The sequence below is a fragment of the Ensifer adhaerens genome (assembly GCF_028993555.1).
Classification (GTDB): Bacteria; Pseudomonadota; Alphaproteobacteria; order Rhizobiales; family Rhizobiaceae; genus Ensifer; species Ensifer adhaerens_I.
On record NZ_CP118611.1, the window covers coordinates 2,063,828 to 2,086,077 of the forward strand.

At 63.0% G+C, this 22,250-nt stretch carries 17 protein-coding genes; 12 read left to right on the forward strand and 5 right to left on the reverse strand.

Translation table 11 applies throughout. The annotated features are described in order from the left end of the window. Position 1 precedes the first annotated feature (1 nt). Both PWG15_RS29520 and PWG15_RS29525 read right to left on the reverse strand, forming a co-directional pair. Positions 2–1,816, reverse strand: a complete 1,815-nt coding sequence (locus PWG15_RS29520; protein ID WP_275025087.1) for an ABC transporter ATP-binding protein — start codon at positions 1,814–1,816, stop codon at positions 2–4. Between the two features lie 458 nt (positions 1,817–2,274). Continuing rightward, on the reverse strand, positions 2,275–5,571 hold the full coding sequence (locus PWG15_RS29525) for an autotransporter domain-containing protein (RefSeq protein WP_275025088.1): 3,297 nt from the start codon (positions 5,569–5,571) through the stop codon (positions 2,275–2,277). A gap of 245 nt (positions 5,572–5,816) precedes the next feature. Between PWG15_RS29525 and PWG15_RS29530 the strand changes: the two genes are divergently transcribed. Further along, positions 5,817–6,599: a DeoR/GlpR family DNA-binding transcription regulator gene (locus PWG15_RS29530; protein WP_275025089.1), complete on the forward strand. Its 783-nt coding sequence runs from the start codon at positions 5,817–5,819 to the stop codon at positions 6,597–6,599. 262 nt (positions 6,600–6,861) lie between these two features. On the opposite strand, the gene PWG15_RS29535 is transcribed toward PWG15_RS29530, so the two are convergent. Further along, complete coding sequence (locus PWG15_RS29535; protein ID WP_275025090.1) at positions 6,862–7,500, reverse strand: NrsF family protein; 639 nt, start codon at positions 7,498–7,500, stop codon at positions 6,862–6,864. 2 nt (positions 7,501–7,502) lie between these two features. Next, positions 7,503–8,039 (reverse strand): sigma-70 family RNA polymerase sigma factor, encoded by a 537-nt coding sequence (locus tag PWG15_RS29540; RefSeq protein WP_275025091.1) that lies wholly within the window; start codon positions 8,037–8,039, stop codon positions 7,503–7,505. 226 nt (positions 8,040–8,265) lie between these two features. On the opposite strand from PWG15_RS29540, the gene PWG15_RS29545 reads away from it, so the two are divergent. The 7 genes from PWG15_RS29545 (at position 8,266) to PWG15_RS29575 (ending at position 13,757) form a co-directional block, all read left to right on the forward strand. Then, the gene (locus tag PWG15_RS29545; RefSeq protein ID WP_057255561.1) at positions 8,266–8,589 is read left to right on the forward strand and encodes a BufA1 family periplasmic bufferin-type metallophore; all 324 of its coding nucleotides are present in this window, start codon (positions 8,266–8,268) and stop codon (positions 8,587–8,589) included. A 137-nt stretch (positions 8,590–8,726) separates the two neighbouring features. Continuing rightward, positions 8,727–9,641, forward strand: a complete 915-nt coding sequence (locus PWG15_RS29550) for an MNIO family bufferin maturase (protein WP_275027258.1) — start codon at positions 8,727–8,729, stop codon at positions 9,639–9,641. Next, complete coding sequence (locus PWG15_RS29555) at positions 9,628–10,431, forward strand: HvfC/BufC family peptide modification chaperone (RefSeq protein WP_425536783.1); 804 nt, start codon at positions 9,628–9,630, stop codon at positions 10,429–10,431. The genes PWG15_RS29550 and PWG15_RS29555 overlap by 14 nt, the downstream gene beginning before the upstream one ends. Before the next feature lie 7 nt (positions 10,432–10,438). Continuing rightward, entirely contained in the window at positions 10,439–10,951 is a 513-nt protein-coding gene (locus PWG15_RS29560; RefSeq protein WP_275027260.1) for a DoxX family protein, read from the forward strand. 189 nt (positions 10,952–11,140) lie between these two features. Further along, the gene (locus PWG15_RS29565; protein WP_275025092.1) at positions 11,141–11,752 is read left to right on the forward strand and encodes a helix-turn-helix transcriptional regulator; all 612 of its coding nucleotides are present in this window, start codon (positions 11,141–11,143) and stop codon (positions 11,750–11,752) included. Continuing rightward, positions 11,749–12,726, forward strand: coding sequence for an ornithine cyclodeaminase family protein (locus PWG15_RS29570; protein WP_275025093.1), 978 nt, complete (start codon positions 11,749–11,751; stop codon positions 12,724–12,726). Before PWG15_RS29565 ends, PWG15_RS29570 begins: the two co-directional genes overlap by 4 nt. Next, on the forward strand, positions 12,723–13,757 hold the full coding sequence (locus PWG15_RS29575) for a threonine ammonia-lyase (protein WP_275025094.1): 1,035 nt from the start codon (positions 12,723–12,725) through the stop codon (positions 13,755–13,757). The genes PWG15_RS29570 and PWG15_RS29575 overlap by 4 nt, the downstream gene beginning before the upstream one ends. Here the strand turns inward: PWG15_RS29575 and PWG15_RS29580 are convergent. Then, the gene (locus PWG15_RS29580; RefSeq protein ID WP_275025095.1) at positions 13,754–14,695 is read right to left on the reverse strand and encodes a LysR family transcriptional regulator; all 942 of its coding nucleotides are present in this window, start codon (positions 14,693–14,695) and stop codon (positions 13,754–13,756) included. The genes PWG15_RS29575 and PWG15_RS29580 overlap by 4 nt on opposite strands. 111 nt (positions 14,696–14,806) lie before the next feature. On the opposite strand from PWG15_RS29580, the gene PWG15_RS29585 reads away from it, so the two are divergent. The 4 genes from PWG15_RS29585 (at position 14,807) to PWG15_RS29600 (ending at position 22,171) form a co-directional block, all read left to right on the forward strand. Continuing rightward, the gene (locus PWG15_RS29585; RefSeq protein WP_275025096.1) at positions 14,807–16,606 is read left to right on the forward strand and encodes an adenine deaminase; all 1,800 of its coding nucleotides are present in this window, start codon (positions 14,807–14,809) and stop codon (positions 16,604–16,606) included. A gap of 60 nt (positions 16,607–16,666) precedes the next feature. Further along, on the forward strand, positions 16,667–18,067 hold the full coding sequence (locus PWG15_RS29590) for an NCS2 family permease (RefSeq protein ID WP_275025097.1): 1,401 nt from the start codon (positions 16,667–16,669) through the stop codon (positions 18,065–18,067). A 75-nt stretch (positions 18,068–18,142) separates the two neighbouring features. Continuing rightward, positions 18,143–19,939 carry an adenine deaminase gene (gene ade / locus PWG15_RS29595; RefSeq protein ID WP_275025098.1) on the forward strand — a complete coding sequence of 599 codons (1,797 nt, stop codon included), beginning with the start codon at positions 18,143–18,145 and terminating at the stop codon, positions 19,937–19,939. A gap of 555 nt (positions 19,940–20,494) precedes the next feature. Next, positions 20,495–22,171, forward strand: coding sequence for a putative bifunctional diguanylate cyclase/phosphodiesterase (locus PWG15_RS29600; protein WP_275025099.1), 1,677 nt, complete (start codon positions 20,495–20,497; stop codon positions 22,169–22,171). Positions 22,172–22,250 lie beyond the last annotated feature (79 nt).

Sequence of the window (22,250 nt, forward strand, 5' to 3'; positions counted from 1 at the left end):
TTTACTGGTCGTTCAACACCAGCCCCTTGGTCAGTTCCAGCGCCTGGCGCTCGAAGAGACCGCGGTAGATGCCGCCGTCGAGACGGATCAGCGCGTCGTGCGTACCCTCCTCGGCAATCCGGCCGTGGTCGAAGACCAGCAGCCGGTCGAGCGCCCTGACCGTCGACAGCCGGTGGGCGATCACCAGAGTGGTGCGCCCGAGCATCAGCCGTTCCATCGCCTGCTGGATCAGCACCTCCGATTCCGAATCGAGGCTCGACGTCGCCTCGTCGAGGATCAGGATCGGAGCGTCCGCAAGGAAGGCGCGGGCAATGGCGATACGCTGACGCTCGCCGCCCGAGAGCTTGACCCCGCGCTCGCCCACCAGCGTGCCGTAGCCTTTCGGCAGCGACGTGATGAAGTCGTGCGCGCTTGCAAGCTTTGCCGCCCTTTCGATCTCGCTCTGCGTGGCGTCCGGCCGTGCATAGGCGATGTTCTCCGAGAGCGAACGGTGGAACAGGATCGGCTCCTGCTGGACGATCGCGATCTGCTGGCGCAACGACGTCTGCGCCACCGAAGCGATATCCTGGCCATCGATCCGGATCTGCCCGGACTTCAGGTCGTGCAGCCGCTGGATCAGCTTGACGAAGGTCGTCTTGCCCGAACCCGAGTGACCGACGAGACCGACGCGCTCGCCCTCCCAGATCGTCACCGAAAACCGGTCATAGAGCGGCTTGCGGTGCGCACCGTAGTGGAACGTCACATCCCTGAACTCGATGCGACCGTCGGTGATCCGGATCGCCTTGGCGTCCGCCTTGTCCTCGATACCGAGCGACTGACCATGGATGTCGACGAGCTCCTCCATGTCGTTGATCGAGCGCTGCAGGTTGCGGATATGCTGCCCGACTTCACGCAGGTAACCCTGCAGGATGAAGAACGAGGTGAGCACGAAGGTGATGTCACCCGCCGTCGCCTGTCCGCGCGACCACAATAGCAGCGCAAAGCCGATTACCGCCGCGCGCAGGACGAGCAGCATGGCCCCTTGCGTCGTGCCGTTGGTGGTGCCGCGTATCCAGGTACGGCGCGTGCGGTCCCGCCACTTGGCGAGAACCTTGGCAAGGCGCGCGTCCTCGCGGCCTTCGGCGCCGAAGCCCTTGACCACGATGTTGCAGCTCACCGCGTCGGCCAACGCACCGCCGAGCTTGGTGTCCCAGCGGTTGGCGAGGCTCGCCATCGGCGCGACATATCCGAGCGACAGGAGGATCGTCACCACGATGAAGATGATCGAGCCGATACCGATGATGACGCCCATCATCGGCCAGTAGAACGACATCAGCACCGTCGAACCGACAAGCATCACGACAGACGGGAACAGCGCGACCAGCAACGTGTCGTTCAACAGATCGAGTGCCCACATGCCACGCGTCACCTTGCGCACCGTGGAGCCGGCAAAGCTGTTGGCGTGCCAGTCGGTCGAAAAGCGCTGGATGCGGTAGAACGCCGCCGACGCGATGTCCGCCATCATCTTGAGCGTCAGATCCGTGACGCCCAGGAAGGTGAGGTGTCGAAGCAGGATGGCGCCGAGCGAGAGCGCCATCAGCATCCAGAATGCCGCAATCGCCGCATTCCAGGCGAGTTGATCGGTCGCCGAGCCCGAAACGACGGCATCGACGAGCCTGCCCGAGTAGAGCGGCGTCAGGACGTCGGCAAGCGTCGACAGAAGGACCATTCCGAGAATGACGCTGATCCTGAGCGGCTGTGCCTTCCAATGTGACCAGGTGAAACCAAGAACGCTGCGGAATGCACCGCCGCGCAAAGCGAAACGAGTAAAAGCCATAATATCTGCCCGATGCGCGTACATCGGCCTCAAAACGAATTCAGAACGGAATATGCCGAAAAAAGGAACCCAGCTTCCGATGCGGCATCATTGGTTTGGCAGCGTCCTCCGGGGAGGAAGGGCCAAGGTCAGCGAGACGAACTCCGACCTGGAAAAGACGGAAAGGCGTAAGTGCCTTTCTGCGTCCAGTTCAGAACTGTACGCCGCCCCGTAGGGAGAAAGAAAAAGCTGGCATCTTTTGAAACCTCCCTGATTGATTGCCGGAAGACGACCTATAGGCGAATCGGCAGCAACCGCCAAGTGCAGAAATCTTGCCATGGCGCCAATCGTCGCGGCTGCGGCCGGTTTGCAACAGTTACGTAAGGATGCGCTGACATAGAAAAGCGCCGCGCATAAGTGCGCGGCGCTCCAGTCCCGGTGCGTCCGTTCAACCTCAGAACGCCTGGTTGAGGCGGATCCTAGAAGCGGACCTTGAGCTTGGCGTTGACCCCATGATCGGAAACATCAGAGGCGATCTGGCCAGCGTAGTTGACGCCGAAGGTGGCGGCCGGTGCGATCTTGAAGTCGATGCCCGCTTCCACGAGCGCCGCATCCCGGGCGATCGGCGCGCCTGCGACCGTAAAGCCCCGGCCGCCGGCAAAGGCGAGCGTCGAGGTCGGCACGACATCGCCGAAGGCATGCCGCCAGCCGACGGTGCCGCTAAGAACAGCCGCCGTCTCACCGAAGGAGACATCGGTCGACGTGCGCACGCCGATCGACGTGAAGGTCGTCTCGGCGTTATCAGAAGCGCCCGACAGCACTGCGGCGCCGCCCTTTTCGCGGAAGCCGTCCGTATCGAGGTTGAGATAGGCTAGGTTGGCGAAGCCCTCGAAGTCGAAGCGGCCCGCGCTCGTGGCATAGCTCGCTTCGCCGAAGATCTGCGCGGTTCGGGCATCGTAGGCCGCCGACAGGCTGTCATCGAAACCGCCGAACGACAAGCCCCGCGTCGTCTCGATGCGGTGCCAGCTGTAGGCCGCGCCCGCCGTCAGCGACAGGGCACCGAAGTCGCCGCCGGCATAGCCGCCGATATGGTAGTTGTCGCTATCGCCGGACGAGCGCCGGTCGACGACATCGAAGGACGAGCGGCTGTAGCCGCCGAAGAATCCCGCACGCCAGTTGTCACCGACAAGGCCGTCGCCGCCGACGAGGAAGCCGCCAACGTTGCGCTGGAAAGCGGCCGCATTGCCGTTGCCGTCCGTATCGCCCCAGGTACCGAACGCCTCGCTCCAGAAGGCAAAGCGCTCCGTGTCGGCCGCGACGCTTTCGATGCCGCCCTCGCCATAGGCGAGAACCGGCGTCGGTTTGCCACTGTCATCCCCGAATGCCGCACGGATGCGGTTCGTCGCGGCAGCGTTCAAAAGCAGCCCGTCCTGCAGCAGCATGCTCTTGGTCGAGGCGTGGATCTCACCCGAAAGCTGGTCGAAGGCAAAACGCGCCTGATCGCGGTCCAGATTGGTGAGCGCGGTATAGGCCGCATTGGAGAAACCGAGGCTTTCGGCACCGATCGCGGCTGCCCGCTGGTTGGCCGTCGTCGCAATGTCGGCAAAGCGGATATCGTTGCGGCTGAGCGTCAGCGTCACGTTGTTGGCGTCGTAGCCGAGCGTCGGGTCAAGGAAGACGAGGCTGGAGGCTACGTCTGCGAAGGTGCCACTGACGCCGCCTGCCGCCGACAGGATCCTGTAGCGGGTCTGGGGCGCATAGCTGCCGTTGGCGGCGAGCGCCAGAACCGAGCCGCCGTTGAGCTGCGCCTTGCCGGAGGCGATGATCTTGTCGCTTTCACCTGCGGCATTGGCCTCGACCTGATACGTCGAACCTTTGGCGAAGGTAATATCGCCGGTAACGTTCAATGTGCCGATCGAATTGCCGGGTGCAATGACGCCACCATCGGCGACCGTCAGGCTGCCGAACTTGCCGATGCCGCCGATCGCTCCGCCTTTTTCGACGGTCAGCCCTGAGGACGAGGTGATCGAACCCTGGACGGAGAGCAGGCCGGACTTGACCGTGGTCGCGCCGGTGTAGGTGTTCTGGCCGTTGAGTACCAGCGCCCCGGCGCCGAGCTTGGTGAGGCCACCGCTACCACTGATCGCCTTGCTGACGGCGACGACGTTGGCAGCATCGGCGACGTCGAGCGCGCCCCCGGCACCTTCAAGAACGATATCGCGGTTGATCTGGTGCATGTCACGGCCAGCGATCCTGAGGGCACCGCCGTCGAGCCTGAGTTTCGCCGAAGCGCTGCCAAGGGCTGCGTCCTCTTCGACAACCACGGTACCGTTGTCGGTCACCAGCGTTTCGCCGATGAAGGCATGATCGTCGATGCAGTAATCGCGGATCGCCTGTTGGAAGCGCAGCTCGGTGCTCTTGCAGTCGAGCAGCGTCTTTTTCTCCTGGTCGGTCAGACCGACAAGGATCGGCAAGCCGTTCTCGTCGGCAATCTGGCCGAGATAGACGTCATTGCGCATATTGTTGCGGCTGAGGTTGAACACGCCACCCTTCTCCGCGAAGGTCGACGCATCATCGCCCCAGACGATCCTGGTCTTGGCCGTAGACGTCGCCGGATCGGTATAATTCTGCAGCACCGGGCCGACCCAGCGCACCGTGTGTGCCACCGGCTCGTGATCGGACAACGGCGTCTTCGAGCCATCCGGGTTGGTCACGTAGCTGACATCGGTGATGACACCGGAATAGGGATCCTTCGGATCGTCGTTGAGCGTCCACCATTTGCCGAAGGGGCGCGAGGCCAGGAAATGGTCGATCTTCACCCGGTGCCAGCTCGCCCAGGTGTTGGTGGCATCCTCACCGTGCGAGGGCCAGGTGACGCTGCCGTCGTTCAGGGCATGCGGCGAAAACTGCTCGCGCTCGTTCGGAAGCTGCAGCAGCTGGAACTGCTTCTTGAGGATGTTCATCGTCTGCGGCAGGTTGCCGGCAACCGGGTACATCTCGTCGGCAAAGAGGCCTGCTGGGACCGTCGAGGCGTTGATCGCAGCAGAGCCCTTGCCCTTCCATTCGGCGATATAGGCATCGAGCTTCTGCTGGTCCTTCGCATAGTCGCGCAGCAGGCTCATGTAGAAGCTGTTGGTCGGGTTCTTGACGTAGGTCTTCAGCAGCAGTTCCTGCTGGCTCACCGAATGCAGCCCGCGCTCGGAGACGTCGCCGGCGTTGAAGTCGCCGGTAAGGATGATCGGCCGTGTCTCGGACTTGGCCCATTGATTGATGCCCTTGGCCTCGTTGATGCGGTTCGTCGGCGGGTCGTAATAGTTGAGGTGCGTGGTGCCGACGACCACCTGCGGCTTGCTGACGGTCGGATCGACCACCGTATAGGTCACGATGTCGCCAAGCGTGCTGGCGCCGAAAGTGCCGGGAAGCCGCGAGAAGACGCCGGTGTCGCTGTCCTGGCGCGTGGCATAGGTGCCGAGACCGGCATTCTTCAGGATGCCGGGAATATCACGCGCATAGGTGCTGTTGGCGCGAAACTCCTGGAAGGTCAGGATGTCGTAGTTCCCCTTGATGAAGAAGTCCGACATCACGCTCGGATTGGCCTTGAACCGATCGAGCCAGGTGTTGAGCGTCAGAATCTTCATGCTGTCGTCGGCGGCGCGCGCCTCGGCTGCCGAAAGCGTCAGGCTTGTTCCGCACAGAAGGATCGCCGTCGTCAGGCGAAGCGGCTGCGTGAGGCGCGCAAGTGCCCGCACCCCGCGGATATGTCCACGTTGTTTCATAATGCTGCTCCAATGTCGCGATGCGAACACGCTCCGTCACAAGACCTTCATCGCGATGGTGTTGTTGAGCGGAAGAGTTCGATGAAATGTACGATTACAGACATTAAGCGAGTTAAATGTCAGTTTTACAACATTTCATCGGGCGCCAAAAAAATCATGGGCCGGACAGGCTGCTGCGATTTCCTTGGAGATCGACGCAAGCCCTATGATACCAAGGCGTGCCCTGGGGGATTGGGATGAGGGTGATGAACGACCGGGAAATTGAAGGTGGTGACAAGAAGACGCGCCGGCAGGCGCAGCTCCTCAGCCATCTCGAAAACAACCACTATATCTCGATCGAAGAGATCACCGATCTCTTCGGCGTGACGACGCAGACGGCACGCCGCGACATCATGGCGCTGGAACAGGACGGCAAGGTGCGCCGCCTGCATGGCGGAGCGACCATTGCGACCCCGGTGGACCCCAACATCTACAGGCAGCGGCGTGTCGATAACGCAGCCATGAAGGAACGCATCGGGCAACTGACCGCCGATCTCATCACCGATGGTGCCGCCGTCTTCATTGACACCGGAACCACCTGCGAGGCGGTGGCCCGCGGCCTGTTGAAGCGCCGCGACCTGCGCGTCGTCACATACAGCCTGCGCGTCGCAACCACGCTCAGCGAAAGCACGAGCTTTGCCGTCGCCGTGCCCGGCGGCTTCGTGCGGCAGGTGGACGCCGGCGTGTTTCGGGAGGAGACCGCCGACTATATCCGCAAGTTCAAATTCGACGTCGCTGTCATCTCCGTCAGCGGTATCGACCAGGATGGCGATATCGGTGACGACGACCATGCCGAGGTCGCCGCCGTCTCGGCCGCCATGCAGCAAGCCGAGCGCGTGATCCTCGCGGTCGACAGCAGCAAGTTCGGCCGGCGCGCGCTTGTGCGCCTTGCATCTCTTGCCGATATCGACGCGCTTGTTACCGATCAGTTGCCGAGCGATCAGATCGTGGCTTTGCTGGTAAAACACGGCGTCAGCATTCACTGCTAGCGCCTCAAAATAGATGCTCTTTGGATAAGCGGTTTGGCGACCTTTCAGGCGAAGGCCTTGAAATCGGTCGCAGGACACCACACATAGGCGTCAACGCATTGCCCGTGGAACCAAAGGGATAAACCGAAGGCTCCGGGCACGGCTCGCGCGAAAACGCTGACCACGGATGTACTGGCAGTGTGACGCAGCGAACGGGAAAAGGTCGGCATTGCCGGCCTTTTTTGTTTTTCGGCTCAGCCGGAATGACCGCAATCGTGTGCTTCTACCAGCGGATGGCCCAGCGGGCAGCGATCGCGCCGAGCAGTGTCAGGCCAAGGATCGCGATCGTGTACCACGTCGCCACGAACAGTGGTGAATCGTCCGGGCAGTGGGCCGCATAGAAGGTCGCCGCGATGCCGCCGGCAGCAAGCCCCGCCAGCGCACCGGAAAGCGACGGCCGCGAGGGCGCGCCGTGACGTAGCGCCAGCAGGAAGAGTGCGAGCGGCGCCAACCCGATCAGCGGTATGAAGGTCAGGCAGAGCATGCTGTTCGTCCCGATCAGCTTCGTGCCCCAAGCATCGGAAGGCAGGGCGATGAGTTCGAGCACGACACCGGCGAGCACCAGTGCCGGCGCGACGCCAAGATAGGGCAGCATCCGGCGTAACTCAGCCTCGGGCCAGGCGGCGACGCGCATGGTCGCAAAGGCGGCTGCTGCCAGCGCGATGGTGACCACGAACTTGAAGAGGAAACGCACGGTCTCGACGGCGGTCGCGATATCCGGCCGCGGCCCAAGCATCATGAAGAAGACGAGCCCGGCAAGCATAAGCGCGCCGGCTGCCGCTCCCCTCCAGGTGGCATTCATCGTGAGACCGGGCCGTCGTGCATCTGCCGCAAGTGCCTTGATCAGTTCGTTCGTATCCATGATCAGTTTCGTCCAAATCGGCGGGCGATTGCCGCAAGGCCGCGATGAAGCGCCACGCGGACCGCCGTCTCGTTCATATCCAGTCTCTTCGCCGTCTCGGCCACCGAGCAGCCATCGATCGAGATCGCGTTGACGACCGACCGCTGGCCCGGCGCAAGACCTTCGAGTGCCCGACCAATCTCCCAGTCGCGAGCCCCTTCGGTTTCCGGGCTCGCCAGCGTCTCTTCGTATTCCTCGATGCCAACGGTAGGGCGACGGGCCTGTCGCCTAACAGCGTCGACGAACTTGTGCCGGGCGATCGCATGCAGCCAGGGGATGACAGGCGCATCGTCTCGCCAGGTATGGCGTTTGACGTGCACGGCCAGCAGCGCCTCCTGAACGATGTCTTCGGCGTCAACACCACCACCTACCGTCCATCTTCGCGCCCAGCCGCGGATCACCAGTGCCGCGTCGCGCAAGAAATCGCCATAGGCCTTTTCGTCGCCGGCCACGGCGCCGCGCAGGAGGCTTGCAAGATGTTCGTCGTCTGCGCCGCTCACCCGCGCCATTCCTCCTCATTCGCCGATCGCAAGTGTTTGTTACACGCTCTTCGCAAAAATCGCGCGGCCTGTCTCCTCAAGCGGACTGACATGATCGTGACCGCTCGCGAACACATCACGAAAGCGTGTTGCGAACGTTATGTAACGCCAGCTGTCTCCGCGACGAAAGACCCGATGTGCGACCGAGATGGGACGCACGGGATGAGTTCAACACGGAGATATTATGATGTCCATGAAGTCCACGATCAGCAGCGCAATGCTGGCAAGCGCGGTTGCTGCCGCCCTGTCGTCGCTCGCCGTTGCGGGCCCGCTCACCGAAGCACAGGTCAAAAGCGCGATGGATGCGGGCAAGGAGAAATGCTTCGGCGTCGCCCTCAAGGGCCACAACGATTGCGCAGCCGGGCCTGGCACGACGTGCCAGGCGACCTCGACGGTCGATTATCAGGGCAATGCCTGGAAATTCGTCGATGGCGGCACCTGCACGACGATGAAGCTGCCCGACGGCCGCATGGGCTCACCGGAGCCGCTCTCCCGCGACATGCCTTCCTAATCCGCAACGACGCCGAACCGGATGCGGGGCAACGCGCCCCGCTTCGCAGGCAAGTCTCACAAAGCGGTGGCGGACCCAGGATTGTTCGCCACCGAGCACCACACGAATGGAAACGGGATTCCTCGATGAGCACCTCAATGGAAAACGGCAGTCGTGTTGCCTTGCTGGGCCAACGTCTGCCGAAGCATGAAATCGCGGGATTGGCAGGCACCAGCTTCAAGCACCAGCACCTGCCGGCGATCCTCGCCGACGATACACCCGGCGGATTTTTCGAGGTCCATGCGGAGAACTACATGGGCGCCGGCGGTCCGCCGCATGCGGCGCTTGCAAGGATCCGCGAAGATTTTCCGGTCTCGCTGCACGGCGTCTGCATGTCGATCGGCGGACCACGACCACTGGACCGGACGCATCTCGCCCGGTTCAAGGATCTGGTCGAACGTTACGAACCGGCTCTCGTGTCCGAGCATCTCGCCTGGTCGACCCACGAAACCATCTTCTACAATGACCTCTTGCCACTGCCCTACACCGAGGCGACGGTCGCCCGCGTTGCCGACCATATTGACCAAGTCCAGGAGGCGATCGGCCGTCGGCTGCTGCTCGAAAACCCTTCGACCTACGTCGCCTTCACCGAATCGACCATGAGCGAAACGGCGTTCATCCGCGAACTGGTGAAGCGCACCGGCTGCGGGCTGTTGCTCGACGTCAACAACGTCTTCGTCTCGGCCACCAACCAGGGCTATTCCGCCCTTGCCTATCTCAGCGACTTTCCGCTGGCTGACGTCGGCGAGATCCATCTCGCCGGGCATGCGGAACAGCAGGACGACGAGGGCGAACTGCTGTTGATCGACAGCCATGACGGCCCCGTCGCCGACGCCGTTTGGAAACTCTACGAGCTGGTCACTGCGCGCACGGGGCCGATCCCGACGCTTGTCGAATGGGACAGCGCCATTCCAGACTGGCCGGTGTTGAAGCGCGAAGCGACCGCCGCACAGGCGATCCTCGATCGCCATGCGCAGGCGGCGTCACGGGAGAAGATCAGTGCAAGCGCCTAGCAGAATACCCGCCGCACCCATCGGCACCGTCGGCAGTTACGCAGCCGGCTTCGTGCCGCCGCTTCTCGATCCCGAGCGCTTGACGCCTTCGCTCGTCTCCGGTCCGAACGGCAAGTCAGCGGTCAAGCGCTTCAATGTCTACCGCAACAATGTCACCGTCAGCCTGATCGAGGCGCTGGCGGCGACCTTTCCGGCGACGATGCGCATCACCGGCGAAACCTTCTTTCGCGCGATGGCGCGTTTTCATGTGCGCGAGACGCCCCCGACCTCGCCGCTGCTTTTCGAATACGGCCGGGATTTTCCCGGCTTCATCGCACGTTACGAGTATGCGCAATCGATGCCGTGGCTTTCCGATGTGGCGCGGATCGAACGCCTTTGGCTCGACGCTTACCACGCCGCCGATAAGCCGGCCCTGACGCCCGATGCTCTCGCCGCCGTTCCGCCGGATCGGCTCGGCAACGCCGTCTTCGAAGCACATCCGGCAACCCGGATCGTCCGTTCCGACTATCCGGCCGTGACGATCTTTGCCGCCAATCGGGCGAGTGGCCCGGTTGGTCGCATCGAGATCTCGGCGCCCGAAAGCGCACTGATCACCCGCCCCGACCTGGAGGTGGCTGTCCGCCACCTGACACCGGGATCCGAGATTCTGCTCGTCCGGTTGCTGTCCGGTGTTCCCCTCGCCACGGCGGCAGGGGAGGCGGCAAGCCAATATCCCTCTCTCGACCTCGCCACCGCCATCGCAACGGCGCTCGAGGCCGGCGCCTTTTCGGCCATTCATTACGGAGGATGAAACCATGATGTCCGCATCCAGCTCCCGCAACAGCGTCAATGCCACCGACCTGTCGCAGTGGGCCCGCCGCGCCAACCGCGCGGTCGGCGCGCTCGCTCCTCTCTGGCTTGCTCAACTCGTGCTGCGCTTCGGGTTGGCCGTGCCGTTCTTCCGGTCCGGCATGAGCAAGTGGGACGGTTTCCTGCAGTTGAACGACGTCGCCGTCCTGCTTTTCAGCTCGGAGTTCCAGCTGCATCTTCCCGGCGGTCCCTACCCTTACCCAGCCCCGGCCGCCATGGCCTTTGCCGCCGGCTCGGCCGAAATCCTTCTGCCGATGCTGCTGATCTTCGGCCTGGCAACGCGATTTGCCGCGTTCGGCTTGCTGGTCATGACAGCCGTCGTGCAACTGACCGTTCCGGACGGCTGGCCCATCCACATCACCTGGGCGGCAATGGCTCTCGGCCTCATGGCTTCCGGTCCTGGAAAGCTGTCGCTCGATCATCTGGTGTTCGCCTGGCGCGACGGCCCCAACAAAGGCTGAGCCCATTGCGGCGCCCGCATAACCTGGGTGCGCCAAACTGATCCCTACGACAGCTTCGACGGCGGCGTGCGAAAATCATCGCACGCCGCCGTCGTAATTTTTTTTGAGATGATTTACGGACAAGAAGTCCAATATGGACATTTTAGTCCACACGTGATTTAAGGGCGGTTCCTGAAGAAAGGGAAGGCCGTGAACCCCGAACTCCGCCCGCACGCACTTGTCTGCGACGCGATCGCCTTGCTGTTCCAGCCCTACGCCGAAGTCGTGCTGCACGATCTCGCAACCGAAACCGTGGTCCACATCGCCGGCAATTTTTCCAAGCGGGAAATCGGCGAACCCTCGCTGCTCAGCGAGATCGGTTTCAACAAAACGGACGGGGTCATCGGTCCCTACGAGAAGGTCAATTGGGACGGGCGCTCGATCAAAGCGATCAGCGCCGTACTGCGAGGAACAGACGGCAAGGCGATCGGCGTGCTCTGCATCAACGCCGATGTCTCGGACTTTCACGCAGCACTCAGGACGCTCAACGCGCTCGTCCGCGTATCCGCAAGCGGCGACAAGCCGGAGAGCCTGTTCAAGGAGGACTGGCACGAGCGCGTCAACGAATATGTCCAGCAATGGACGACGGCGCGCGGGTTGACGATTTCGTCCATGAGCCGGACCGACAAGCAGGCGCTGGTGATCGCCCTTTCCGCAAACGGCGCCTTCGGCGGCAAGAACGCCGCTTCCTACATATCCCGCATCCTCGGCATGGGCCGGGCGACCGTTTACAAATATCTGAGCCAGGGCAATATCCCATGATCGTCATCGGTCGCGAAAAACTTGCTTCCCTGCCCTTGCTGACGCTGGCCGCACCGGCCATCCGCGACGCCTATATCGCGGTGACCGATGGCCGTGCCAACCTGCCGCCGGTCGGCTATCTGGCACTTCCCGGCCGCAACGCCGACTGCCATATCAAGTACGGTTACATCGAGGGCGATCCGATCTTCGTCGTGAAGATCGCCTCCGGTTTCTACGACAACCCCGCCAAAGGTCTGCCATCCAGCAACGGCATGATGGTTGCGATCTCCGCTGGGACCGGGGACGTGGTCGCGATGCTCGATGACAACGGCTTGTTGACCGATCTGCGCACCGGCATCGGCGGCGCGATCGCCACCATGGCGCTCTGGCGCAGCGATGCCCGAAAGATCGGCATCGTCGGCACCGGCACGCAGGCGCGCATTCAGATCCGGGCGCTCGCAGCGCTCTCGGCTCGGCCATTGCAGTTCACGGTCTGGGGCCGGTCGCCGGAAAAGACGGCTGCCGTGCTTGCCGATCTAGCGGACCTTGATCTTTCCATAGACGCTACAACCGACCTTGAAACGCTGTGCCGCCAATCCGATGCGATCGTGACGACGACGCCCTCCAGAGAATCGCTGATCCGGTCGGACTGGATCGCGCCCGGCACGCATATCACCGCCATGGGCGCAGATGCGCCGGGCAAGCAGGAGCTGGATGTGGCACTCGTCGCCCGCGCCGATCGCCGTATGACAGATCTCGCCGCGCAATGCCTGGACCATGGCGAGTTTTCCGCAGCCGCACAGGCTGGATTGATCGGCGAAGACGATTGCGTTGCACTCGGAGCAGTCCTTTCCGGTGCGGCACAGGGCCGACGCTCGGATCAGGACATCACCATCGCCGACCTGACGGGGATCGCCACCCAGGACATCGCCATCGCCCGTACCGTACTCGACGGACTCGGCCTGCTCGGGCCGACGGAAGGAACACGACCATGAACAAAGACGTCTTCGAGACGGCCGCGCAATCCGTCAGGGCGCGTCAGCGCATTCGCCCCTTCATCTATGAAACTCCGCTCATCCCGTCGCGTGTCACCGGACGACAAACGTCCTCGACCGTGCTGTTCAAGGCAGAGAACCTGCAACTGACCGGCTCGTTCAAGATCCGGGGCGCCGCCAGCAAGATGACGTCGCTGCCGAAGAACCAGCCGGTAATTACCGCTTCGTCCGGCAATCACGGCATCGGCGCTGCCCATGCGGCAAGCGCGATCGGCCAGAAGCTGACCGTGGTGCTGCCTGAGATCGTCAAGGCGGCAAAACTCGAGCGCATCCGGTCCTATGGCATCGACGTCATCCTCCATGGCGCGGAAACGGGGCTTGCCGAACATCATGCCCAGAAGCTGGCCGCATCAGAAGGGCTCGTCTACGTCTCGCCCTACAACGACGCCGACATCATTGCCGGACAGGGCACCATCGCACTCGAACTGCTCGAACAGGCCGAGCGCATCGACAACATATTCATCGCCATGGGCGGTGGCGGGCTGATCAGCGGCATCGGTTCGGTGCTGAAGAGTTTCAGCCCGCACACCCGCATCATCGGGGTTTCGGCCGCCAATTCCGCGGCGCTCGCCGCTTCGATGAAAGCGGGCCGCGTCGTCGAAACCGATCATCTCGACACGCTCGCCGAGGCGGTCGCCGGCGGTCTCGATGCCGACAGCCTGACGCTTGGGCTGGCGATGGCCGTGGTCGATGCGGTCGTCACCTGCACGGAAGCGGAAATCGAAGCGGCGATGCGTGACCTGCTCCTGAGCGAGCATATGTTGGTCGAAGGAGCGGCAGCGCTCGCGCTCGCCGGCTTTCGCCAGGTCGCCGAAAAATGCGCCGGCCAGACCAACGTCATCCTGCTTTGCGGCGGCAACGTCGATGGAGCGAGTGTCCTGCCTGCATTGCTTCGCCAGGCGCACGAGGCTTTTGAAACGACACAATCCTGGACGGAAACCCGTTTCGAACGTCTCCTGGAATTGCCCTAGAGACTGACGCGCTCGACATAGTAGCGCGGGATCTTCACCCGGTCGCGGTCGCGATAGAAGTCGATGCAGAAATCGACGAAGGCCTTGAAGCGTTTCGACACGTGCCGGCGGCGCGAATAGATGAGGTTGATCGCCGTCTGCGGCGAGCGCCAGTCTGAGAGCACCGGCTCCAGTAGCCCTGCCTGCCGCTCGGTCTCGACGAAGAAATCGGGCAGATAGGCGATGCCTTCGCCGGCAACCGCGAAATACTTGATCGTCCAGTAGTCGTTGGTGGTGCAGGTGGATGTCGGCAAAAGGTCCACTTCGTCCTTCACTGCCTGGGTCAGATACCAGGACTGCAGCCGCGTCGGTTGGCGGAAGACGAGACCGCGGTGGCCGGAAAGCTCATCAGGGGTTTGCGGCTGACCATGGCGGGCGATGTATTGCGGGCTGGCGAAAAGCCCGTAGGACGACACCGAGAGCCGTCGACTGATGTAATCGACATCCGACGGCTCGCCCCAGTGGAAGATACCGTCGAGCGCCTGCTCGGTGACATCGGAGAACGGCTGGCGCGAAGTCAGGAACACGACATCGAGATTGACCTGCGGATACTGCTGGCGAAAAGCGTAGAGCAGTTCCGACGTGATCGTCGTGCCGAATTCGCCTGTTGATCCCACCCGCAGCGTGCCCGCCACCTCCTGGCGCATCTCGGCCATAGCGGTTGCTGCATCGTCACAGTTCGACTGGATGAGCCGGGCGTAGCGCAGGAATTCGGCGCCGGCGTCGGTCACGTGCAACTGATGTCCTTCGCGCACGAAGAGCTCGATGCCGAACTCATCCTCCAATTGCCGGATCTTGTGGCTGAGCGTCGACTTGGGCAGCCGGTATCGCCTGGAAGCCGCTGAAATCGAACGGGAATCGGCGACTTTCACGAAGCAGTCGATGAGTGACAGGTCCATATTTCGTCCAAAATCTTGCACGATATGTCCAGAGATTAGCCTATTTCGGCCCATTGTGTAAACGAGTGGGAATTGGGAATATTCACTGGAGCTAAGGGAGAAGAGGTTCCAGTGAGCGATATCAGAGAATTCATTCGCGCCGCATCGGGCACCGGCGGTAAGGCAACGCTGGCGATCCGCGGCGGTCGGCTGGTCAATGTCGTGTCGGAAGAGATCTACCAGGCTGACGTCGCCATCTATGGCGAGCGCATCATCGCCGTCGGCGATATCGCTGACTACATCGGCCCCGAGACCAAGATCGTCGACGCGACCGGCAAGTACCTGACACCGGGCATGATCGACGGCCACCTGCATGTCGAATGCTCGAAGATGTCGCTGACGAGCTTCGCCAAGGCCGTCGTTCCACTCGGCACCACTTCGATCGTTACCGGCCTCGACCAGATCATCGTCGTCGGCGGCCCGGCTGCGGCGCGCGAATTCCTCGACGAGGCAAAGCAGACGCCGCTCAAGGTCTTCTGGGGCGCGCCGTGCAAGACGCCCTACACCATGCCACGCTCGACCGTCGGCCACTACTTCAGCCCCGCGGACCACCAGGCGACGCACCACTGGCCGGAATGCGTCGGCATCTGGGAGACGGTGCGCGAATTCATCCAGGAAGAGGACGCCGACGTGCTGGCGGCGCTCGAGCTTGCCGAAAAGAGCCGGCTTCCGGTTCTCGGCTGCTGCCCGATGACGCGCGGCGCCCGGCTCAACGGCTACCAGCAATCCGGCGTGCGCGCCGACCATGAGAGCTACACGCCGGAAGAAATGCTCGAAAAGCTGCGCGCCGGCATGCATGTGGTGGTGCGCGAATCCTCGATCTCGCACTTCCTTGCTGACAATCTACGCATCGTGACGGAAATGGGCGTGAAGGCGCTCCGCCGCATCAGTTTCTGCACCGACGACGTGGTGGCGAGCGACATCCTGAAGCGTGGGCACCTCGACAACATGGTGCGCATGGCAATCGCCATGGGTATCTCGCCGATGGCGGCGATCCAGATGGCGACGATCAACGGCGCCGATGCGCTGCGGATCGACGACAAGGTCGGCTCGATCTCGCCCGGCCGCGCCGCCGATATCCTGCTCGTCGACGACCTGCGCAATTTCAATATCGAAACCGTCGTCGCCAAGGGCGAGGTGGTCGCCCGCGGTGGCAAGATGGCGATCGAGCTGACGCCGCCGCAGCGCAGCGCAGCAATTCTCAACTCGGTCAAGGTGGCGCCGCTTCAGCCCGGCGACCTCAAGGTTGCCTATGACGGAGCCGGTGACACGGCGGAAGCGATGGCGATCGCCGTCACCCCGGAAAAGATCTTCGTGCGCACCCGCCGCGACGTGACGCTTGCCGTCAAGGACGGCCATGTGCTCGCCGACCCGGCAAGGGACGTGCAATACGTCACCGTCGTCGAACGCTACGGCAAGACCAGCAATCGTCCGGTCGCCTTCACTTCCGGCTTTGGCCTCAAGGAAGGCGCGATCGCCAGTTCCACCGCACCGGATGACAACAACATCATCTGCATCGGCGCCGATCTCGAGGACATGCGCATCGCCATCAACCACCTGATCGCCAACAATGGCGGTCAGGTCGTGGTCAGGAACGGCAAGATTGAAGCCTTCCTGCACCTGCCGATCGGCGGAATCGTCTCCGACATCGAGCCGGCAGAGATGGCGGCGCTGGAAGACCAGCTCGACGACGCGGCCCGCTCGCTCGGTTGCCCGCTGCCCTGGCCCTTCATGTACATGTTCGTGTTGCAGATCACGGCGATCCCGGAATACGCGATCACCGACCTTGGCGTCGTCGACTGCGTCGGGCTGAAGGTGATCTCGCCGTTTTCGCCCGCCAGCGGAGACGAGCGCGCCGAAGCCGCGGAATAGTGCTCAAGGAGGGGGCCGGTCATGCCGGCCCCCTCCGTCGTTTCAAAAAAGGGGAACAAAATGAACATTCAGAACAAGACCGTGGAGGCGGCGCCGGGCCCGGGGGGATCCTGGCTTCATGCGCTTCTTGACCGCTACTTCCAGATCTCGCGCTTCGGCTCCACCGTCCGTACCGAAATCCTTGCCGGGCTCACGACCTTTCTCGCTGCCTCCTACGTCATCGTCGTCAACCCATCGATCCTTGCACATGCCGGCATCCCGTTTTCGGCGGGTGTGACGGCAACGGTGCTCGTCAGCTTCATCGGCAGTTGCGCCATGGGGCTTTATGCGCGCAGCCCCATTCTTGTCGCACCGGGCATGGGCATCAATGCGCTCTTTGCCTACACCATGGTGGTCGGCGCCAAGGTGCCGCTTGAAGTCGCGCTCGGCTGCGTCTTCTGGGCCGGTGTGCTCTTTACCGTCATGGCCTTCTTCAACCTGCGCCAGACGATCATCGAGGCGATCCCGGTCGATCTGCGCTACGGCATCGCCTGCGGCATCGGCTTGTTCATCGCGCTGATCGGCCTGGAAAACGCCAAGTTCATCGTCGCCAATCCCGACACCATCGTCGGCCTGACCCAGTTCAACCCCGTCACCCTCACCTTCATCGCCGGTTTCGTGCTGACGGTTGCTCTGGTGGTGCGGCGGGTCCCCGGCGCGATGATGGCCGGCATGATCCTGACGACGATCCTTGCAATCCCGATCGGCCGCTGGTGGGGCGATGGCAGCGCATTCTCGCCGGAGACGCCCGACGTCCACACGCTGGTCAACTGGAGCGGCTTCTCCGCTGCACCGGATTTCAGCTTCGTCGGTCAGATCGATCTGTTGGGCGCGCTGAACCTGATCTACCTGCCGTTCATCTTCGTCTTCCTCTTCACCAACTTCATCGAGGCACTCTCGACCTTCCTCGGTCTTGCGGAAGCGGCCGACCTCAAGGACGAAACCGGCATGCCGCGCAACATCCGCGAATCCATGCATGTCGATGCGATCGCGGCGTTGATCTCGGCCCCGCTCGGCACGAGCCCCGCGACCGTCTATCTCGAATCCGGCGCCGGCATCCAGCAGGGCGGCCGCACCGGCCTCGTCGCGCTTGTCGCCGGCGTGCTGTTCCTGCCGTTCCTGTTCCTGTCGCCGCTCCTGTCGCTGGTGCCGGCGGTTGCGACCGCGCCGGTGCTGATCCTCACCGGTCTCTTCATGTCCGAGCCGATCAGCAACATCCGCTGGAGCGCGCTCGACGAGGCGATCCCCGCGTTCCTCGCGATCGTCTTGATACCGCTCACCTTCTCGATCACGCTCGGTCTGTCGCTCGCGATCATCGCCTATGTGCTGATCAAGCTGGTCTGCGGCCGGGCCGGCGATGTAAGACCGGTCATGTGGTTCGTCGCGCTGCTCGCCGCAGCGCTCGTCGCCCAGACCCAGTAAGCCTCTCGGCGCTCTCGCTCCCGTTCATGGAATGGATCGGGAGCGCCGGCACTGCCCCATTCGAAGGAAACCAACATGCTTCAATCCTGGTCGAGAACCGCACCCGAACTGGTCGACGTCGCAATGGGCCGGAAGCCCGCCGATCTGGTGATCCGCAACGGCAAATGGGTCAACGTCTATTCCGGCGAGATCATTGCGGGCACCGACATCGCCGTCAAAGCCGGCCGCTTCGCCTATGTCGGCCCGGACGCGAGCCACACGATCGGCGCGGAGACCAAGGTCGTCGATGCCGCCGGCCGCTATCTCGTGCCTGGCCTTTGCGACGCGCACATGCACGTCGAAAGCGGGCTCGTCACCGTCACTGAATTTGCCCGCGCCGTCATTCCGCACGGCACCACCACCATGTTCATCGACCCGCACGAGATCGCCAACGTGCTTGGCCTCGATGGCGTACGGCTGATGAACGAAGAGGCGCAGAGCCTGCCGGTCAACGTGCTCGTGCAGGTGCCGAGCTGCGTGCCGAGCGCGCCCGGACTTGAAACTGCAGGGGCGGAACTGTCAGCGCATGATGTCGCCGAGGCGCTCGCCTGGCCGAACGTCATCGGCCTTGGCGAGATGATGAATTTCCCCGGCGTCGCCGCCAACGATCCGAAGATGGTGGCCGAGATCGCAGCCACCCAGGATGCTCGTCTGACCGTCGGCGGACACTATGCCTCGCCGCATCTCGGCCGCGAGTTCCACGCTTACGCCGCCGGCGGCCCCGCCGACGACCATGAGGGCACGACCGCCGAAGACGCGATCGCCCGCGTGCGCCAGGGCATGCGCGCCATGCTGCGCCTCGGCTCGGCCTGGTTCGACGTGGCAGCTCAGGTCAAGGCCATCACCGAATCCGGCCTCGACCCGCGCAACTTCCTGCTCTGCACCGACGACAGCCATTCCGGCACGCTTGTGCACGACGGGCACATGAACCGGGTGGTGCGCCACGCCATCGCGCAAGGGCTGAAGCCGATCACCGCCATCCAGATGGCAACGCTCAATACCGCCCAGCATTTTGGCCTCGAGCGCGAGATCGGCTCCATCGCACCCGGCCGCCGAGCCGACCTGATCGTGACGTCCGATCTTGCAGCCCTTCCGATCGAGATGGTCTTTGCCCGTGGGGAACTGATGGCCGAAGGCGGTGCGCTGGTGCGCGACATCCCGGCCTATGTCTATCCGGAGAGCGCGCGCAACACGGTCCATCTCGGCCGGATGCTGGCCGCCGCGGATTTCGACATCCCGTCGAATGCGCGCGCGACGCGGGCCCGCGTGAACGTGATCGGCGTGGTTGAGAACCAGGCGCCGACGCGGGCGCTTGAGGCTGAGGTGGCGATCGAAAACGGCCTCGTGCAGATGGATGGCGCCAACGACATCTGTCAGATCGCGCTCGTCGAACGCCACCGCGGCACCGGCGACGTGGTCAACGCCTTCGTCTCCGGTTTCGGCTACGACAGCGATTGCGCCATGGCCAGCACGGTCGCACATGACAGCCACCAAATGATCGTCGTCGGCACGAACAAGGCTGACATGGCCAAGGCCGCCAATCGGCTGCACGAGGTCGGCGGAGGCATCGTCGTCATCAGGGAAGGCCGCGAGTTGGCCCTCGTCGAGCTTCCCGTCGCCGGCCTGATGTCCGATCAGCGCGCCGAAGTGGTTGCCGAAAAGGCGGCAGCCATCGTCGAGGCGATGCGCGCCTGCGGCTGCCAGCTGAACAACGCCTACATGCAGCACTCGCTGCTGGCGCTCGTCGTCATTCCGGAGCTCCGGATTTCGGACAAGGGTCTGATCGACGTGCGGACCTTCCAGAAGACCGATGTGATCCTGAGCACGCGCTGACCCGCTTTCACGATTCGGCCGCCAGTACTGGCGGCCGTCTCTGGCCGCGAAGCGTCAAATGGCCCTGCGTACCAGCGAGGGAGAAGCAGCCGCCAGCCAATCCCCCGGTTTCTTCGTTTATGGTTAATCCAAACCTGACGGTGAGCATTCGTTCCATTTACCCGCCCAAATCAGCCGTTCGTCGACCCCGCACAGCAAACGCCCGCGCCCCAAGGCGCGCTCTCGGCAGCTGTCCTGCAATGGGATGACGACGCGGACGACACCCAAGCGCTCTCTCGAAACGTCACCAAATTGCATGCAATAATGGTAAATGATACAAGAAGGCACTTATATACAACCGTGCAGGGCAATGGCGCCGCGCCAGGCCCATGACGTTCCGAAGCGAGGTTTCCACAGGCGGTACACAAGCGTGCGGCAAGGGCATTGACCCGGATGCGTCGCGCGATAGCTTTGGAGAAGGACGAGCCACGCCGAAATTCCGTGCGTGCAGTGTCCGCAGGGGGCGCGACGCTTGCTGCCCCCGAGCGCGTTCGGAACAGAAAGGGAAAGGCAAGCATGCCGGACACTGATGCAACCTCGTCTGCTTCAGCTTCAGTGCAGGATCCCGTCGCGGCCAACGCCGATGAAATCCTTTCGTTCTATGACGAGGCCTTCCACCTGACGAGTGCTTCGCCGGCGCTCCAGGAAACCTATGAGGTCGGCACGCTGGTCGATGCAACCTTGTGGCACCTCTATCCGGAACTGCTTGCTCCCACCTCCAAGGCGACGGTCGCGTCCGTGATCGCAAGCGGCGTGCCCCGAAGCGTCGAAGTCATCGACGCCAACACCAAGTCCCGGCGCACGCTGCTGGTCTTCCGCGCCCTGCGCGGCATCGGCGTTCTCGAAACGAGTGGTCGCTCGACGCGCCGCGAGGTCGGCAGCCATGGCGAGAGTGAGCGCGCGCTGCTTCTGCACCAGGCAACGCACGACGTTCTGACGGGCTTGCCCAATCGCCGGCAATTCAGCGACGACCTGCAGAACATTCTGCCGACGCCCGGCGAGAAGCTCGCGCTGATGCAGATCGACCTCGACGACTTCAAGCCGGTCAACGACACGCTCGGCCACGGCGCTGGTGACGCAGTGCTCAAGATGGCGGCGGAGCGCATCCGCGGCGCGCTCCGCGACGGAGAGGTCGCCTATCGCCTCGCCGGCGACGAATTTGCCGTCATCCAGCGCCACAGCGACCAGCCGACGGATGCCGAGTATCTGGCCGAAGCCTTGATCCAGGCGTTCAATGAACCGTTCACGATCGACGGAATTTCCGTGTTTGTCGGCGCCAGCATCGGCATCGCCATTGCCCCCAATGACGGCAACGAGATCGAACAATTGATGAAGGCGGCGGATATCGCCCTCTATGCCGCCAAAAAGGACGGCCGAGGCCGAGCGAAGACCTTCAGCCGCTCGATGCTGATCGTACTCGAACAGCGCGAAATGCTGCGCCGCAGCCTGCGAACGGCGCTCCAGGACAGGCAGTTTTCCATCGAATACCAGCCGCTCGTCGAACCGCCGTTCTCGATCGTCGGATTTGAGGCGCTGGTGCGCTGGCACCATCCGCTTGTGGGCGTCATCCCGCCGAATGTCTTCATTCCGATGGCGGAGGCCGACGGACTGATGAACGAGATCGGTCAATGGGTGCTGGAAGAGGCCTGCAGGCAGGCCGCCACCTGGCCGTCGCACTTTACCGTCGCCGTCAATCTGTCGCCGGCCGAATTCCTGCGGGAGGGACTGACCGACCGCATCGCCCAGGCGCTCGACATGGCTGGCCTCAGAGCTGACCGACTCGAGTTGGAAGTTACGGAAACGGTCCTGCTTGAGCGCACCACCAACAACCTGGACACGCTGAATACCCTGAACGTGCTGGGCATCCAGATCTCGCTCGACGATTTCGGCACCTTCTACTCCTCGCTCAGCTACCTCAAGAACTTCCCCTTCGACACGATCAAGATCGACCGATATTTCATCAAGGATCTCGAGAGCGACGAGAAGAGCCAGACAATCGTTCGATCGATCATCGGGCTTGCGCATGGCCTTGGCATGCGGGTTACCGCCGAAGGCGTGGAAACGGTGGGACAGGCGGTCTGGCTCCGAAAGGAGGGATGCGACCGGCTGCAGGGCTATTTCCTGGGCATGCCCATGCCGGCAGAAGCGATCGGCGCCTATCTCCGCCGGTCGTCGGCAATGGCGACACTCTAGCCGCATCCGTGCGTTGCGCGCCGTGAAACGCGGCGCAAAACCTGGGTTGCTTACGTGCAAAATCCGGGGGCTCAGTGGT